Below are 15018 nucleotides of genomic sequence, written 5' to 3'. Positions count from 1 at the left end.
AACGATTCCGTTCGCTACTCGCCATTCGCGCTATCGTCTCAGTCTTCCTTGAAGCCGTATTCCGGCACGTTCCCGCTGGCGCCGTAATATTTGTACGGCAGGAACTTGCCTGACATCGTGATCTTGACGCGGTCGCCCTTCGGATTGGCTACACGCTCCATCGCCATGTCGAAGTCGATCGCCGACATGATGCCATCGCCGAATTCTTCCTCGATCAGCGCCTTCCACGCTGGGCCGTTGACCATCACCATCTCGTAGAAGCGATAGATCAGCGGATCGGTCGGCGGCATCGGCGTGCCGGCGCCGCGCATCGGCACCTCGTTGAGCATCGCGGTCTCGGCCTTCGACAACCCGAACAGCTCGCCGGCATTGGCCGCCTGCGGTTTTGTCAGCTTCATCTGGCCGAGGATCGCACCCACGATCAGGACCTCGGAATAGCCGCCGATCTTCTCGCAGATATGCTTCCAGCTCCAGCCCTTCTCGCGCTTGATGTCGAGCAGCTTTTCGGTGAGGTCTTCGCGTTTCATGAGGCTTCCTCCTTGCGGATCGGCGCGCCGTGCCGACACCGGCATTGATCGGCGTCCGGCCGCATTTTACGCCGCCGGACGCCAGCAAACATGCAGATTCTATGCCGCCTTGCCTGTGACGACGGCAGCGGTCGGCAGGCCCTCGTCGATCGGCAGCGCCGGGTCGCGCGACCACTCGTTCCACGAGCCGAAGTACATCCGCACGTCCTTCACGCCGGCGTTCTTCAGCGCCAGGAAGGTGTTCGAGGCGCGCGCGCCCTTGAAGCAGTAGAGATAGACCGGCGTGGTCTGCGAGATGCCGACGGTGGCGCACTCCGCCAGGATCTCGTCCTTGGACTTGAAGCGCGGGCCTTCGCCGGTCGGCTTCATCATCCGGTACCATTCCAGCCAGACGGCGCCGGGGATGCGGCCCTTGCGCGGGCAGAAATCCTTGCCGTAGGGCGAGGAGCTATCGCCGATCCACTCGTCGACGTCGCGCACATCGAGGATCGCGACGCCGGGCTTGCCGACCGCGGCCAGCATCGCCTTGGCGTCGATCATGATGTCGCCGGCTTCCGGCACGATCGCAAAGGAGGCCTTCGCCGGAACCGCGACGTCGGTGGTAACCGGAAGGTCGGCGGCCTTCCAGGCATCGAAGCCACCATGCAACACCTTGATCTTGGGATAACCCAGCATCGTCAGCAGGTAGTAGCCGCGGCACGACTGGCCGAAGCCGGAATTCATCGACTGCTCGTAGATCACGGCGGTCTCCTTGCCGGAGAGACCGGCGGCGCCGAAGGCGTCGGCGAATTTGGTCTTCAGTTCGTGGATTCCCTCCGGCGTCGAGGTCGCGAGGAACGTGAAGACGTCATGCACATTGACGGCACCGGGCAGATGGCCGGCCGCATAGGCATCCGGATTCCGCGTGTCGATGATGACACACGGCTCTTTCTTGACGAGCTCGGCAAGTTCGCCGGCGGTGATCAGAACGTCCGTCATGGCTCTCTCCTGTTTGCGGTTGCAGTTGTGGTGGTCCCAAACTCCTTCAGCCGTCCGCCAGCATCTTGCGCAGCTGCTTGGTGGCAGGCGTGACGATGGCGACGAAATAGGCTTCGCGCAGTCTGCGCTGTGCGCGATGGCTCATCAGATAGCCGCGCGCGCCGCAATGGAGCATCGCCGCATGCGCGACCGCGACACTGGCATCGCCGATCCGCAGGCGCAGCGCGACGACGCGGCGCCAGTAGCTGTCGTCGGCGTTATAGGGATCGCTAGCCAGCGTCATCGCCTCCTTCTCGAACTCGGCATAGAGCTCGCGGAATTGCACCGGCTGCTGCGGCAGATAGCGGTTGACGTGACCGAGCGGCGCATGGACCTCGTCCATGATGTTGATGCAATCCCTCATCAGGCCGAGGCCCATGCCGGTCTGCAGCAGGATGAAGCCGGCGCGGACCTTCTTGACGAACGGCGCAGCCGGCTCGGCCAGGATCAGCTCGTCAGGCACGAACACGTCGCGGAACTGGACGCTGTAGGTGCCGGTGCCGTCCATCGCCAGGAACGGCTTGCACGGCGTCAGCGTGATCGCGGGGTCAGAGCAATCGGCAAGGAACATGACCGTGCTGCCCGGCTCGCCGTTGGTGCCTTCGTCCTCGCGCTCGAAGATCGTGCCGAAGTAGTGGTCGGGGCCGAGATTGGACACCCAGGGCAGCGCGCCGCGCACGACGTAACCGCCATCGACCTTGCGGCCCTTCAGCTTCAGCCGCTCGATGCCGAAGAAGCTCTTCATCGGGTTGGAGAGCCCGGTGCCGCCGAGCGCACGCCCGCTGGAGAAGCAGTTGCCGAAGCGCGCGGCGAGCTTCACGTTGGTGGAATTGGCGACGTACCAGACCAGCGTGTTCTGGCACCACGCCATGAAGGCGGTGGCGCCGCAGATCTCGCCGAGCGCCGCCATCGACTGGATCGCCCAGCGCAGGTCGGCAGGGCCCTCCTGCGGCACGTGGCTGCTCCACGCGCCGGTCTTGCCGAGCCGGCGCAGGAATTCGCCGGGATAGATCGAGCCGGCATCGATCGCGGATGCGAGCGGCGCCAGCTCCTGACGAGCGAGGCGCGCGACCTCGTCCGTAATGGTCGGTGCGGGATCTTGAGCTGCGACCCGCGATAAAGCCAGTGAACCCATGGTTGGTCTCCGCACCTTGAATTGCCGGTCGAGCCTTACGCGCTGACCTCGAGATTGACGGGACGGGTGAAGGTGTTGGCGACCGGCGACCACTTCTTCACATGCGCCACCAGCGCATCGATCTCGCTCTGCGCGACGCCCTCGCATTCCATGTCGACCTTGACGCGGACATCGGTGAAGCCGACCGGCTTTTCGCTGACGTCGCCGGTGCCCCACACCGCGGTGATGTTGAGATCGCCCTCGAGCTCCAGCTCGAGCTTGTTGACGATCCAGCCGCGATGCACCGCGTTGGCGTGCAGGCCGACCGCAAGGCAGGAGCCGAGCGCGGCGAGCGAGGCCTCCGACGGATTGGGCGCGGTGTCATCGCCGAGCAGGCCCGGCGGCTCGTCGACGATGTAGGGCGCGAGATTGCGGATGTAGTTGGCGTGGCGGAACTTGCCCTCCGCCACCGTCTTGCACCTCAAGGTCTTGATCACCTTCGGGTTGGCCTTGCCGTTAGCGATCAGCTGCTCGAGCCCGCCCCTGTCGATCGGCGCGAGGCAGCCGGTCAGTGCGGTTTTTTGAGCGACAGCGGTCATCAGTTTTCTCCCTGGGAGCGATGGATTGGGTAAGGATACCGAACGGTCTGTTTCCTGCACGAAGCGTGCCAGTCCTCCGCCAAATCAAAAGCTGAAATCGCGCAGACGGTTAGCTCTGCCTGCCCGCGGATTGATCAGGTCGCGGCTGCTCAAACGCGGTGCATCTGCCGCGCTGCCGCGATTACTTTGAGCGCAGGACGGCGCACATGCCCGACCCCGTGAAGATGCGACTTGATGATTTTGACGCGCTCCGATTTACTACCGCGCATGGCCAAATCGCTTGTGAAGAAAAAACCTGCCGCCGCGTTCGCCGCCGGCGATGACGAGTCCGCGCGCGGGCGCCTGCTCAATGCGGCGACGCATCTGTTCTGCAAGAACGGCATCAACGCCACCGGCATCGATGCGATCATCGACGAAGCCGGAACCGCCAAGACCACGCTCTACAAATTGTTCGGCTCGAAGACCAACCTCGTGCATGCCGTGCTGGAAAGCGAAGGCAAGCAGTGGCGTGAGTGGTTCATCGGTGCGATCGAGGCCGGCGGCGGCGATCCGCAGACCAAGCTGTCGCGGATCTTCCCTGCCCTCAAGACCTGGTTTGCCGAGGAACGCTTCTACGGCTGCCCGTTCATCAACGCGGTCGCTGAGCACGACAAGGACGCCAAGCAGTTCCGCAACATCGCGCTGAAGCACAAGAAGGTGGTGCTGGCGCATATCGAGAAGCTCGCCGGCGAGATGGGCGCGACCGAACCGGCGGTGCTCGCGCATCAGCTCGCGCTGTTGATCGACGGCGCCATTGTCGCTGCCATGGTGTCATGTGACCCTACGGTCGCCGACACCGCGGGCCTCGCCGCAAGCAATCTGTTCGCGCCGGCCAAGCTGAAGAAAGCGAAGCGCGCGGGCCGCGCGGACGAACTGGTGGCGGTCTGACACAGAAGGACGCTGCGGTAGAGCGACGCCCCCGATCACCTCGCTGCCCGCTTTGATCGGCACCCCCGCTCAAAAATTAACCGCCGGCCGAATGGACGTCGCGACCATCGGCCGCATCGCAGCTTCCGGCATCGGTATTCGGCGGTGCGATCGCCCGCCGGGTTTACCGGTCGTCAATCACACCGCGCGATCCGCCGCGGCCTTAAACGCCTGTTAGGTCCACCCGGGTCAGTTGCGCCGTGAAAGTACGAGGCAAGAACAATGCAGTCCGAAAAAGGACGATACAGCCAGCCGCGCTGGGGCGTGACGCGCTGGCTCGCCGATGCGGGTCCGGGCGTGCCCGATGACATCCGCGCGGCGCTGATCGGGGATCTCTATGGCTCACTGCCGGTGTTCGCGGCCGGCGCGGTCAATACGGTCGCCGTCGCGGCCGTGATTGCGATCCGCGAGCCGACCGCGCCGTTCATCGCCTGGGTCATCCTCGAACTCGTCATCTGCCTCTCGCGACTGTCGGTGCTCGTGGCTGCCCATCGCGCGGCACGCGAGGGGCGGCCGACGCCGACCGATCTTCACCTCGTCCTCGCAGTCGCCTGGAGCGCGAGCGTCGGCTTCGGCATGCTGATCAGCCTTGCAAGCGGCGATTGGGTGGTTGCGATGCTGGCCTCGCTGTCGGCGGCGGCGATGGTCGGCGGCATCTGCTTTCGCAACTTCAGCGCCCCGCGCCTTGCCGGCACCATGATCTTGCTCAGCCTCGGCCCGATCGTGCCCGGCGCGGCATTGGCCGACGAGCCGCTGCTCTTCATCGTGTTCCTGCAGGTGCCGATGTATCTTGCGGCGATGACGGTCGCGGCCTTCCGCCTCAACAAGATGCTGATCGCAACCATGCGCGCCGAGCGCGAGAACGGCCATCTTGCCCATCACGACACCCTGACCGGACTGCGCAATCGCGCCGGTTTCGTCGCCGCGCTGAACACCAAGCTCACGGCTCCGGCCGGACACGACAGGCCGTTCGCGCTGCTGTTCCTCGACCTCGACAATTTCAAGCCAATCAACGACACCTATGGCCATGCGGCCGGCGACCAGGTGCTGATGCTGGCTGCCGAGCGGCTGCGGCGCGCTCTACCCGAGACCTCGGTGATCGCGCGGCTCGGCGGCGATGAATTCGTGGTGCTGGCGAACGGCGTCACCGCCGAGCAGGCACTCGGGATCGGCCAGCGCATCATCCAGGCCGTCACGATGCCTTACCGGCTGGCCGACGGCATCTTCGCAAAGGTCGGCGTCAGTGTCGGCGTCGCTGTCTCGCCCGAGCACGGCACCGAGGCCGAGGAGCTTTTGGCCGTTGCCGATGCCGCGCTCTATGAAGCCAAATCCGACGGCAAGGCACAGTGCCGCCTGGCGTCCGTCGCCACCAACGTTGCGGCCCTGCGCCGGCTGACGCAAAAGGACCCCACGCCGGCGCTCGATCGCGGCGCCGCCTGAGGCGACGTCCGGCAGGAACGCGGCCCAGCGACCGTCAAACGCCATCAGTGTCTGGTGTCGAGCTTGCGCAACTCGGCATTGGCTGGCGCCCATTCAAAGTAGATCTTCGGGCATCCGTCAGCGGCGAGGCGAAGCAGCCGCACGGCTTCGTCCGTCGCACCTTTCGCCAGCGCCAGCTCACCGGCATAGAAATGCGCTTCGCAGAGCTGCCCTTTCATCTTGACTGGATTGGCATCGTCGGCGGCCTTTACGACATCCTCAAGCGTTGTAGCGCCGAGGAACAAGCGAACGATCGGCGCCGGCCAATTCGACAGGTCAAGCCGCCCGGAGGCTTCATCAAGTCCGCTCGGTTGGCCGGTCTTCTGGCGCACGAGGTCGAGCCATAGCAGTGTGTAAACATCCTTCCGATCGAGTTCGCTGGCGCGGACGAACGCGTCGTGCGCTTCCGACAGGAGCCCACCTTGAAAGTAAGCGCTCCCCGCCCAGCGATGAAGTTGAGGATCGTTCGGGGTCAGCTCGATCGCCTGTTTGATGTTGGATAGTCCGAGTTCGAGGTCGCCGCGAGCGCGAAGGATGCTGGCGCGGCCAACATAAGGCAGGGGATTTTTTGGACTGAAACCGATAGCTTGATTGAAGTCGTCCAATGCGAGCTCGATGTCGCCCTTGATGATGTGAGCGTGTCCGCGGCAAATGAGGCCCACCCCCGCCCCGCGTTCCGGGCTGATCTCGATCGCACGATTGCAGTCGGCTATCGCCCGATCTGGCTCGCCCTTGAGATTGTAGGCGCGCCCGCGGCCGACATACGCAGCCACATTGTCGGGATGGGTGAGAAGGGCTCGGCCGTAGTCGTCGATCGCGCTGTCAACATCCTGCTTGATCAGGTAGGCGCCAGCCCGTCCCAGGTATGCGTAAGTGTCTTTTGGAGCGAGTTCTATGGCTCGACCGTAGTCGGCAAGCGCTGTATCGACCTCGCCCTTCCGTTTGTGCGCCCATGCCCTGCGGAGAAGGGCGATCAGATTGTTCGGATCGTGCTCGATGACGTAACTGTAGTCCTCGATTGCCCGATCAACGTCGCCCTTATCAAGATAGAGCGCGGCGCGGCGAAAATGTGCGGAGATCGCCCCTTGCAAATTGGTCGACATCGCCTCGATCAAGGCAGTGCAACCTGCGATACGATCGTCCAGGCTGATATTTCCGGCCACGGTGCACTTGGCCGGCAGGAGAAGCTGTGCACGTGCAGCCGGAATTGGCGCCAGCAATACACCAAGCGCGATCATCATCGCCCTGGCGGCGAATGCACGTTTTGCCCGTTCTGTCACTTCGTCCCCCACGCCCACCGGGAGACTAGTAGCAAAGCCCCTGCCCGCAACACAACCTTCCGTTGCCTGTGCCGCAACGGCGCGCCGGCGACGGTATTGGCGCGATGCTGCCTACAGATCGAAATTCGTCGGCAGCATCACGACGTCGCGAATCGTCATGCCGCGCGGCCGGGTCAGCATGAACATCACGACCTCGGCGACCTCGCTCGCCTCCAGCAGGCTGCCCGAAGCCTTGGCTTCCTCCAGCTTCTCCGCCGGCCAGTCCGCGAGCAGCGCGCTGATCACGGGCCCCGGCGAGATCGAGCCGACGCGAATGCCGTGCTTGAACACCTGGCGCCGCACCGTCTGGACGAAGCAGTTGATCGCCCATTTTGACGAGGCATAGACCGGCTCCCACGGCGTCGGGAAATGCGCGGCGAGCGAGCTCGTCACGATGATGTCGCCGGTCCCGCGCGCGATCATGTGCGGCAGCACGTCGTGCACGTTCTTCATCACGACATTGACGTTGAGGTTCAGCATCCGGTCGATCGCGCCGGTATCGGCATCGACGAGATCGCCGCCGACATAGATCCCAGCATTGGCGTGCAGGATGTCGAGTTGGCCGGCCTTCTCGAGGATCCTTGGCAGAAGCGTCGCGCAGTCCTTCGGATCGAGCAGGTCGATGACCAGCGGGATCACCGCATCGCCGTGCTTGCCGGCGAGCGCCTGCAGCGCGGCCGCGTCACGGTCGACCATCACCACGCGCGCGCCCGCGGCCAGCATCGCCTCGCTGCTCGCAAGTCCAATGCCCGACGCCGCGCCGGTCACGGCCGCGACCTTGCCTTCCAACTGCTTCGCCATCATCTCCACCCTGTCCGGTCAGTGCGGCACACATGGCAACACATCGCGGTCGCGATGTCAGCTCCCGTGCGGCCAGCGACGTTGTCCGACGCGCATGGCCCGTCACATGCGAAGCATCGGCGGCCGCGTTGCGAAACGGCGACGCAGCCATTTTGCCGCGGGTCCGGCCGGCCGCTGCTTGTGCCAAACCACTTCGAGCGCGACGGGATGCGCGCCCTCGCCGAATTCCAGCTCGGGTATTGCCAGTTCTTCGGCAATCTGCGAGCTCGCCATGATGTGCGCCGGGATCAGCGCCCAGCCGACGCCCTGCTTGAGGATCTGCAGGATCACCCAATGGCTCTCGACCCACCACACCTCGGCTGCGACACGCAGCCGGTGCCGCTCGGTGCCTTCGTTGCGCACCGTGACCATGATCTGGCGATGCCGCTTCAGCTCCTCCCAATCCACCCGCCCATGCGCCAACGGATGGTTCTTGCCGCACACGAGCTGCAGCGGCACCCAGCCGATGGTCTTGAAGCCGAGTTCGGGCGGCAGCTGCTCCTGCCGCCACATCACGCCGACATCGGCCTTGCCGTCGAGCACGAGACGGCTGACGTCCTCCATGATCGGAAACAGCAGCTCCACTTCGACATGGGGAAAGCGCTTGGCGAATTCCGCGAACAGCTCGCCGACCGCGCTCTCCGGATAGAGCTCGTCGATCGCCACCACCAGCCGCTTCTCAACATGCGCCTCGAAACTGCTGGCGACACCGATCAGGTGTTCGCGGCGATCGAGGATCAATCTTGCTTCCGGCAACAGCCGCACACCGGCTTCGGTCAGCACCGGGTTGCGCCCGGTCCGATCGAACAGCGCAATCCCAAGGTCTGTCTCCAGATTGGCGACGTGGGTGCTGACGGCCGATTGCGCCTTCTTCAGCAGCCGTGCCGCACCGGAGAACGAGCCCTGCTCGGCCGCCGCCACGAAGGATTCGAGCTGGTCCATGGAAACGGCCATCTATCTCTTTTCCAGATATTACCTAACTTTCTAATCCCACAATATCAGATAGAAACCCGGTCGCAACAACGAGAGCGTTTTCAAGCGAAGTGGATGCCGGTTCGCGTGAAGAAAACGCGTCAAAACAAGAATCAAGAAAGGGTTTCAAAATGTCTATGCGTTCCTTCTCCGACCGGATCAGGCACGCAGTCCTGTTCGAACTGATCGGTATCGCCATCTTCACGCCGGCAGCCGCCTGGCTGTTCAATCAGCCGGTCGCCCATATGGGCGTCATCGGCGTCGTCTCGGCGACGGTGGCGACGATCTGGAACTTGCTGTTCAATCTCGGCTTCGACCACGCGCTGGTCCGCGTCACCGGCCGTGTCGCCAAGACGATGCCGATCCGCGTCGTGCACGCGATGCTGTTCGAGGCTGGCCTGATCGTGCTGCTGATCCCGTTCGTCGCCTGGTATCTCGGCGTCTCGCTGTGGGCCGCGCTGATGATGGATATCTCGATCGTCGCCTTCTATCTGGTCTACGCGTTCGTCTTCAACATCGCTTACGATCGCGTGTTTCCGGTGCGCGAGCTCAGCCCGCACGGTCGCACGGCAAGCCGGGCCCTGCCGGCCTGATCGATCTTGGTGTCCGGCGCGGCGGATCATTCGATCTGCCGCGCCGGACCCTGACACCGCAGCAATATTCCCGATGGTAGCGACTACGCACAAGTTCCGCCGGGCCGCGCTCATACACTGGCTTGATCCGGCTCGAGCGCGGTACAATGCTTGAAGCCGACATGCCCGTCAGAGGCTGCCAAACGGCCAACAATGCCAAAACGGCCAACAAGAAGAAGCGGAGGACTACAATGCCAAGGAACCGTTCCCCCCAACTCAACCGCCGTCATCTCATCAAGGGCGCTGCCGCCACGGCGGCCACGCTGCTGCTCGGCAAGCCCGCCATTGCCAAAGGCAAGACCGAGATCGTGATCGGCAACATCGACGCCTATTCGGGACCGGCTGCGGTCTATTCGTCGATCGGCCGCACGCCCGGCGGCTATTTCAAGATGATCAACGAGCAAGGCGGCATCAACGGCCGCATGATCAAATACATCACCTATGACGATGCCTACAGCCCGGCCAAGACGGTGGAACAGGCGCGCAAGCTGGTCGAAGGCGACGAAATCGATGTGCTGTTTGCGCCGCTCGGTGCACCGACCAATGCGGCGATCATGAAATACATGAACCAGAAGAAGGTCCCGCACCTCTTCATCGCCTCGGGCGCCACCAAGTTCGGCGACTACAAGAACTTCCCCTACACGATGGGTTTCCAGCCCTGCTACCAGATCGAGGGCCGGGCCTTCGCGCAGCATGTCCTGTCGACTCAGAATGATCCCAAGATCGGCATCGTCTACCAGAACGACGATTTCGGACGCGACGTGCTGAAGGGTTTTAAGGACGGACTTGGCGGCAAGACCTCTGCAATCGTGGCGGAGCTATCCTATGAGACCGCGGATCCTACCATCGACAGCCAGGTGGTCCGCTGCAAATCCGCCGGCGCCAACGTGTTCATGAGCATGACCACGCCGAAATTCGCCGCGCAAGGCATCAAGAAGATCGCCGAGCTCGGCTGGCAGCCGGCGCATTACATCGGCAACAACGCCTCCTCCGCCGGCTCGACCCTGAAGGCCGCAGGCTTCGACGTGTCCAAGGGGATCATTTCCAGCGCCTATCTGAAGGATCCCGTCGACGCCGCCTGGGACAGCGATCCCGCCATTCAGAAGTGGCGTGCCTTCCTCGACAAATACGATCCGGCCGCGGCCAGGAACGACATCTACGCGGTCACCGGCTATCTCACCAGCCAGATTCTGGTTCAGGTGCTCAAGCAGTGCGGCGACGACGTCTCGTCCGAAAACATCATCAAGCAGGCGGCGAACTTGAAGGATGTCGAATCCGACATGCTGCTGCCGGGCATCAAGATCAACACCTCGCCGACCGACTACTATCCGCTCGAGCAACTGCAGCTGACGCGCTTCAGCGGCGAACGTTACGAGCCGCTGGGTCCCGTGATCGACGGCGGCATTTCGAAGGCGTGATCGTCCACGGCGCCCCGCGAAAGACAGCGCGGCGTACGCAAACCTTGTCGCAGTTGCCATCGGCCGCTCATCGGCCGATGATGCGCAAAACGGATCAGAAACGACCGGGAGGAAGTGAATGCGTGGACGCCGTGTGCTGATGGAATCCTTCGTGTCGCACGGCGTGCGTCACATCTTCGGCAATCCCGGCACGACGGAAACACCGCTGCTCGACAGCCTGCCGGCATTCCCGAAACTCGAATACATCATGGCGCTGCACGAAGGCGTCGCCGTCAGCGCCGCCAGCTTCTATGCGCAGGCATCGGGACGCGTCACCGTCGCCAATTTGCACGTCGCTCCGGGCCTCGGCAACGGCATCGGCTCGCTCTACGGCGCGCTGAAAGCAAATTCGCCCGTGGTCGTGACCGCGGGTCAGCAGGACACGCGCATGCGGCTCAACAATCCGCTGCTCGGCCACGACCTCGTTGCGATGGCAGCCCCGGTGACGAAGTGGAGCGTTCAGATCGAGCGCGCCGACGAGATCGCACCGATCATGCGCCGTGCGTTCAAGGTGGCGACCGATGCGCCGCAGGGGCCGGTGTTCGTATCGCTCCCGATCGACGTCCTGGAACAGGAGACCGCGGTCGATGCATCGACGCCGGACAATCTGTGGCGATCGACACGCCCCGATCCGGCAGGCATCGAGGCTCTGGTCGCACTGCTGCTGAAGGCGAAGAATCCGGCCATCATCGCCGGCGACGACGTGGCGCGGTCGGGCGACGAACAGGCGTTGGTCGCGCTTGCGGAAACGATCGGTGCGACCGTGTGGTTCGAAGGATTGCGGCATCACGCACCCTTCCCGACCAATCATCCGAGCTATCGTCAGTCGCTCCCCGGCGACGCCCGGCAGGTGCGCAAGGCGCTCGGCGATACCGATCTCGTGCTGCTGATCGGAGGCCCATTCTTCGAGGACATCTGGTTCGCGCCTGATAGCCACATTCCCGACGGCGCGTCCCTGCTCCAGATCGAAGCCTCAAGCGAGCGTCTCGCGCTCAACAACCGGCTCGATGCCGGCATCGTCGGCGACATCGCGGTCAGCATCAGTGCATTGACCGACGCGTTACGCGCCAAGGCGAGCGCAGACTTCAGGCAGGCTGCGCAAAATCGCAATGCTGCGCTGGCCGAACTGCAGGCGAAAGAGAAGGAAGCCTATCGCGCGCGCGTCGAGAAGAGCTGGAACCGCGAGCCGAGCTCGATGCCGCGCGTCACCGCGGAACTGCGCCGCGGCCTGCCCGATGATGTGGTCATCGTCGATGAGAGCATCACCGCGAGCCTCGATCTCGCCCGCGCCTTCGACTATCGCGGCTTCGGCGACTATTTCGGCGGACGTGGCGGCGGCATCGGCCAGGGTCTTGCCGGCGCGATCGGCGTCAAGGTCGCAATGCCGGACCGTCCGGTTGTCGCGATCTCCGGCGACGGTTCGGCGATGTACGCGATCCAGGCGCTGTGGACCGCCGCGCACCACAAGCTTGCGATCGTGTTCGTGGTACTCGCCAACCGCGAGTACCGCATCCTCAAGCACAATGTGGACGTCTGGCGACAGAATTTCGAAGCCGGCACCCAGCATCCCTACCAGAACATGGACATCACCGGCCCCGCGCTCGACTTCGTGCATCTCGCGGCCGGCATGGGCGTCGAGGCGGTCAGGGTCGAAAAGGCGGACGACATCGCCGGCGCAGTCGCAAAGGCTGTCGCGGCGCAGCGCCCGTACCTCGTCGAGATCGCAATCGAAGGCAAGCGCTAGAGCATGATCCGGAAAAGTGCGCAGCGGTTTTCCGACAAGATCATGCTCCATAAAAAAAGCTGGAGGAGCTTCTGATGGCTGGCATTCTGGACGGCAAGGCTGCGTTGGTGACAGGCGGCGGCTCCGGCATCGGTCGGGCAACGGCGATTGCCATGGCCCGCGAAGGCGCGCGCGTCGCGGTGTCGGATCTCTCGAAAGATGGCATCGAACAGACGGTCGCGCTCATCAACGCCGCGGGCGGCCAGTCGATTGCGATCCAGGGCGACGTCACCGACGAGGCCGATGTCGCCAACATGGTGGCCCGCACGGTATCGGCGTTCGGGCGCATCGATTGCGCGTTCAACAATGCCGGCGTGGCCGGGCGCTCCGTCGGCCCGCCCGGCCAGCGCATCCATGAGCTCACCCAGCCTTCGGTGGCGAAGATGTTTTCGGTGAATCTGATGGGCGTGTTCCTGTGCCTGAAATACGAGATCGCGCAGATGCTGAAGCAAGGTGATGGCGGCGCCATCGTCAACACAGCCTCGATCGCCGGGCTGGTCGGCCTTGCCACGTCGGCGCACTATGTCGCGACCAAGCACGGCGTCGTCGGGCTGACCAAGTCCGCTGCGATCGAATACGCCCAGGACGGCATCCGCGTGAATTGCGTCAATCCCGGATACATCAAGACGCCGATGACCAAGGAGACGATGGACGAACGATACGACGAAATCATCGCCAAGGTGCCCGCACGTCGCCTGGGGGTACCAGAGGAAATCGCCGAGGCCGTGGTCTGGATGTGCTCGGACAAGGCGTCGTTCATGACGGGCGCATCGCAAGTGGTCGACGGCGGCTACAGCGCTGCCTGAGCTTTGCGAAAGAGGCGACAGGAACCGTCGGGGCGTGACCGCGACGGGGCGAAACAAGTCCGTATCTGCAATCGTCCCGTTGTCTGGCTATGACGCGTGAGTGCGAGCCTGGAAATTTGTGGAAACGATTTGGCCGGGTTTGGCATCTTCCAAACGCGAATTGAGAGCGATACGCTTGATCGCCTGCGCGTCAAGTGCGGCTTGCCTACGCGGTTGAACGGCGAGAGCCGTGTCATCGTGGATTTGGATCAATCCCTTTTTAGTGCCTCGCCATTCGTCGTGGAAAGCTGAACCATCCGGCCCTGACTGAGGATGATTGTGATTGTACGTCCTGCATCACGCATGACGGTACGAAATCATACAGATCGCCGGCGATAAGAACGCGTTTTTCCCGCTTGCTATGGCGCTGCCGATTTCGAACCGGGCAGCGTGCGCCCCGGCGTCCGCGCACGTGACGAGGGAGGACAATGGCAATGAAGTCTGTTTCCAAGGTTGCAACGGCTGCAATCGCCAGCTTTGTTCTGGGCGTCGGCGCCGGCAGCGTCCTGCACGCGCAGGCCAAGATACCCGCTTACTCGGTTGCGGAAATCGATGTCAGGGATCAGGACGGCTACGCAAAGGATTTTCTGCCGAAGGCGCAAGCCAACATCAGGGAGCACGGCGGCAAATACCTCGCGGGCGGTCTGAACAAGACGATCACCATGAACGGGGCGCCGCCACCAAATCGCGTGGTGCTGATCCAGTTTCCCGATATGGACTCGCTCAAGGCGTTCGGTGCCAAGCAGACCCAGCTCGAGGCAGACGTCGGCAACAAATATGCCAGCTTCCGTGCAATCGGGATCGAGGGCGTCGAGCAGAAATAACCACGCGAAAGGCGGCGGGCCCGGCCCGCCGCCCGAAGCCTCTCAACTTTTCACGGTGTCAAATCTAGCCGGGTCCGATCGCAATCGACCGATCCGTTGCAAGGGCACCCGGCTTTCCCTGCACCCTCTGCTCAATGAGAGGTTGGAACGAAGAGCAAGACTCGAACAGATCATGTCGCGAGAATGCGGATGTGTGACTCGCGGACCGCACAACACATTCGATGTCGTCCTGCGAAAGCAGGGACCCATAACCACAGATGCTCATTGCTGAACGATACTGCAAAGACGAGTCCCGTTCACAACACCGGCCGCGGAGTATGGGTCCCGGCCTTCGCCGGGACGACGATTGAGGATGTCGGCAATGCCACATTCAGTGTCGTCCTGGCGAAAGCCAGGACCCATTACCCCAAGTCTCAATTGTTGCGCGACGCTGGGGCGGCGATCCCATTCATCACCGAATGCAGTGGTTATGGGTCCTGGCTTTCGCCAGGACGACGTGTGGAGAGGCCCGCGGTCGATCTCGACGCCATTAGGCTCTCAGCCGGCGAAAGCTCACCGCTCCTGCCGCAAACTCCCCTCCAGCCGCGCCAGCTCGCCGTCGAGGTCGCGCTCGACATCGACCGCCTGCATGTCGACCACCCGAT

Annotated in this window: 14 protein-coding genes; 7 read left to right on the top strand and 7 right to left on the bottom strand. The window is 63.4% G+C overall.

Features of this window, described 5'->3' with window-relative positions; genetic code table 11:
• Nucleotides 1-38: 38 nt before the first annotated feature.
• From cynS to BraRD5C2_RS34680, 4 genes are all read right to left on the bottom strand, one after another.
• A complete protein-coding gene (cynS, locus tag BraRD5C2_RS34695; RefSeq protein ID WP_223976102.1) occupies nt 39-527 on the bottom strand; it encodes a cyanase in 489 nt (162 codons plus the stop codon).
• 99 nt (nt 528-626) lie between these two features.
• Complete coding sequence (locus BraRD5C2_RS34690; protein WP_223976100.1) at nt 627-1505, bottom strand: sulfurtransferase; 879 nt, start codon at nt 1503-1505, stop codon at nt 627-629.
• 46 nt (nt 1506-1551) lie between these two features.
• The gene (locus tag BraRD5C2_RS34685) at nt 1552-2679 is read right to left on the bottom strand and encodes an acyl-CoA dehydrogenase family protein (protein WP_223976098.1); all 1128 of its coding nucleotides are present in this window, start codon (nt 2677-2679) and stop codon (nt 1552-1554) included.
• A 35-nt stretch (nt 2680-2714) separates the two neighbouring features.
• The gene (locus BraRD5C2_RS34680; protein WP_223976097.1) at nt 2715-3257 is read right to left on the bottom strand and encodes an OsmC family protein; all 543 of its coding nucleotides are present in this window, start codon (nt 3255-3257) and stop codon (nt 2715-2717) included.
• 267 nt (nt 3258-3524) lie between these two features.
• On the opposite strand from BraRD5C2_RS34680, the gene BraRD5C2_RS34675 reads away from it, so the two are divergent.
• Nucleotides 3525-4184 carry a TetR/AcrR family transcriptional regulator gene (locus tag BraRD5C2_RS34675; protein ID WP_223976094.1) on the top strand — a complete coding sequence of 220 codons (660 nt, stop codon included), beginning with the start codon at nt 3525-3527 and terminating at the stop codon, nt 4182-4184.
• Nucleotides 4185-4445: 261 nt separating this feature from the next.
• Nucleotides 4446-5663: a GGDEF domain-containing protein gene (locus BraRD5C2_RS34670; protein WP_223976091.1), complete on the top strand. Its 1218-nt coding sequence runs from the start codon at nt 4446-4448 to the stop codon at nt 5661-5663.
• A gap of 44 nt (nt 5664-5707) precedes the next feature.
• Here BraRD5C2_RS34670 and BraRD5C2_RS34665 read toward each other — a convergent pair whose 3' ends face one another.
• From BraRD5C2_RS34665 to BraRD5C2_RS34655, 3 genes are all read right to left on the bottom strand, one after another.
• Nucleotides 5708-6982, bottom strand: coding sequence for a tetratricopeptide repeat protein (locus BraRD5C2_RS34665; RefSeq protein WP_223976089.1), 1275 nt, complete (start codon nt 6980-6982; stop codon nt 5708-5710).
• Between the two features lie 111 nt (nt 6983-7093).
• Nucleotides 7094-7822, bottom strand: a complete 729-nt coding sequence (locus tag BraRD5C2_RS34660) for an SDR family oxidoreductase (protein WP_223976086.1) — start codon at nt 7820-7822, stop codon at nt 7094-7096.
• A 102-nt stretch (nt 7823-7924) separates the two neighbouring features.
• On the bottom strand, nt 7925-8815 hold the full coding sequence (locus BraRD5C2_RS34655) for a LysR family transcriptional regulator (RefSeq protein ID WP_223976083.1): 891 nt from the start codon (nt 8813-8815) through the stop codon (nt 7925-7927).
• A gap of 149 nt (nt 8816-8964) precedes the next feature.
• Between BraRD5C2_RS34655 and BraRD5C2_RS34650 the strand changes: the two genes are divergently transcribed.
• The 5 genes from BraRD5C2_RS34650 (at nt 8965) to BraRD5C2_RS34630 (ending at nt 14374) form a co-directional block, all read left to right on the top strand.
• Nucleotides 8965-9426, top strand: coding sequence for a PACE efflux transporter (locus BraRD5C2_RS34650; protein WP_223976081.1), 462 nt, complete (start codon nt 8965-8967; stop codon nt 9424-9426).
• A 230-nt stretch (nt 9427-9656) separates the two neighbouring features.
• On the top strand, nt 9657-10883 hold the full coding sequence (locus BraRD5C2_RS34645; RefSeq protein WP_223976078.1) for an ABC transporter substrate-binding protein: 1227 nt from the start codon (nt 9657-9659) through the stop codon (nt 10881-10883).
• Between the two features lie 118 nt (nt 10884-11001).
• A complete protein-coding gene (locus tag BraRD5C2_RS34640; RefSeq protein ID WP_223976076.1) occupies nt 11002-12666 on the top strand; it encodes a thiamine pyrophosphate-binding protein in 1665 nt (554 codons plus the stop codon).
• Between the two features lie 74 nt (nt 12667-12740).
• Complete coding sequence (locus BraRD5C2_RS34635) at nt 12741-13511, top strand: SDR family NAD(P)-dependent oxidoreductase (protein WP_223976073.1); 771 nt, start codon at nt 12741-12743, stop codon at nt 13509-13511.
• A 473-nt stretch (nt 13512-13984) separates the two neighbouring features.
• The gene (locus BraRD5C2_RS34630; protein ID WP_223976070.1) at nt 13985-14374 is read left to right on the top strand and encodes a DUF1330 domain-containing protein; all 390 of its coding nucleotides are present in this window, start codon (nt 13985-13987) and stop codon (nt 14372-14374) included.
• Nucleotides 14375-15018: the final 644 nt, after the last annotated feature.

The sequence above is a fragment of the Bradyrhizobium sp. RD5-C2 genome, assembly GCF_019972155.1.
Classification (GTDB): Bacteria; Pseudomonadota; Alphaproteobacteria; order Rhizobiales; family Xanthobacteraceae; genus Bradyrhizobium.
The sequence above is the reverse complement of the archived record's forward strand: the minus strand, read 5'-3'. Positions and strand labels throughout refer to the sequence as shown.

Excerpts from the sequence above, each read along its gene's own strand:
- cynS (WP_223976102.1), bottom strand. The coding sequence starts at position 527 with ATGAAACGCGAAGACCTCACCGAAAAGCTGCTCGACATCAAGCGCGAG.
- BraRD5C2_RS34690 (WP_223976100.1), bottom strand. The coding sequence starts at position 1,505 with ATGACGGACGTTCTGATCACCGCCGGCGAACTTGCCGAGCTCGTCAAG.
- BraRD5C2_RS34685 (WP_223976098.1), bottom strand. The coding sequence starts at position 2,679 with ATGGGTTCACTGGCTTTATCGCGGGTCGCAGCTCAAGATCCCGCACCG.
- BraRD5C2_RS34680 (WP_223976097.1), bottom strand. The coding sequence starts at position 3,257 with ATGACCGCTGTCGCTCAAAAAACCGCACTGACCGGCTGCCTCGCGCCG.
- BraRD5C2_RS34675 (WP_223976094.1), top strand. The coding sequence starts at position 3,525 with ATGGCCAAATCGCTTGTGAAGAAAAAACCTGCCGCCGCGTTCGCCGCC.
- BraRD5C2_RS34670 (WP_223976091.1), top strand. The coding sequence starts at position 4,446 with ATGCAGTCCGAAAAAGGACGATACAGCCAGCCGCGCTGGGGCGTGACG.
- BraRD5C2_RS34660 (WP_223976086.1), bottom strand. The coding sequence starts at position 7,822 with ATGGCGAAGCAGTTGGAAGGCAAGGTCGCGGCCGTGACCGGCGCGGCG.
- BraRD5C2_RS34655 (WP_223976083.1), bottom strand. The coding sequence starts at position 8,815 with ATGGCCGTTTCCATGGACCAGCTCGAATCCTTCGTGGCGGCGGCCGAG.
- BraRD5C2_RS34650 (WP_223976081.1), top strand. The coding sequence starts at position 8,965 with ATGTCTATGCGTTCCTTCTCCGACCGGATCAGGCACGCAGTCCTGTTC.
- BraRD5C2_RS34645 (WP_223976078.1), top strand. The coding sequence starts at position 9,657 with ATGCCAAGGAACCGTTCCCCCCAACTCAACCGCCGTCATCTCATCAAG.
- BraRD5C2_RS34640 (WP_223976076.1), top strand. The coding sequence starts at position 11,002 with ATGCGTGGACGCCGTGTGCTGATGGAATCCTTCGTGTCGCACGGCGTG.
- BraRD5C2_RS34635 (WP_223976073.1), top strand. The coding sequence starts at position 12,741 with ATGGCTGGCATTCTGGACGGCAAGGCTGCGTTGGTGACAGGCGGCGGC.
- BraRD5C2_RS34630 (WP_223976070.1), top strand. The coding sequence starts at position 13,985 with ATGAAGTCTGTTTCCAAGGTTGCAACGGCTGCAATCGCCAGCTTTGTT.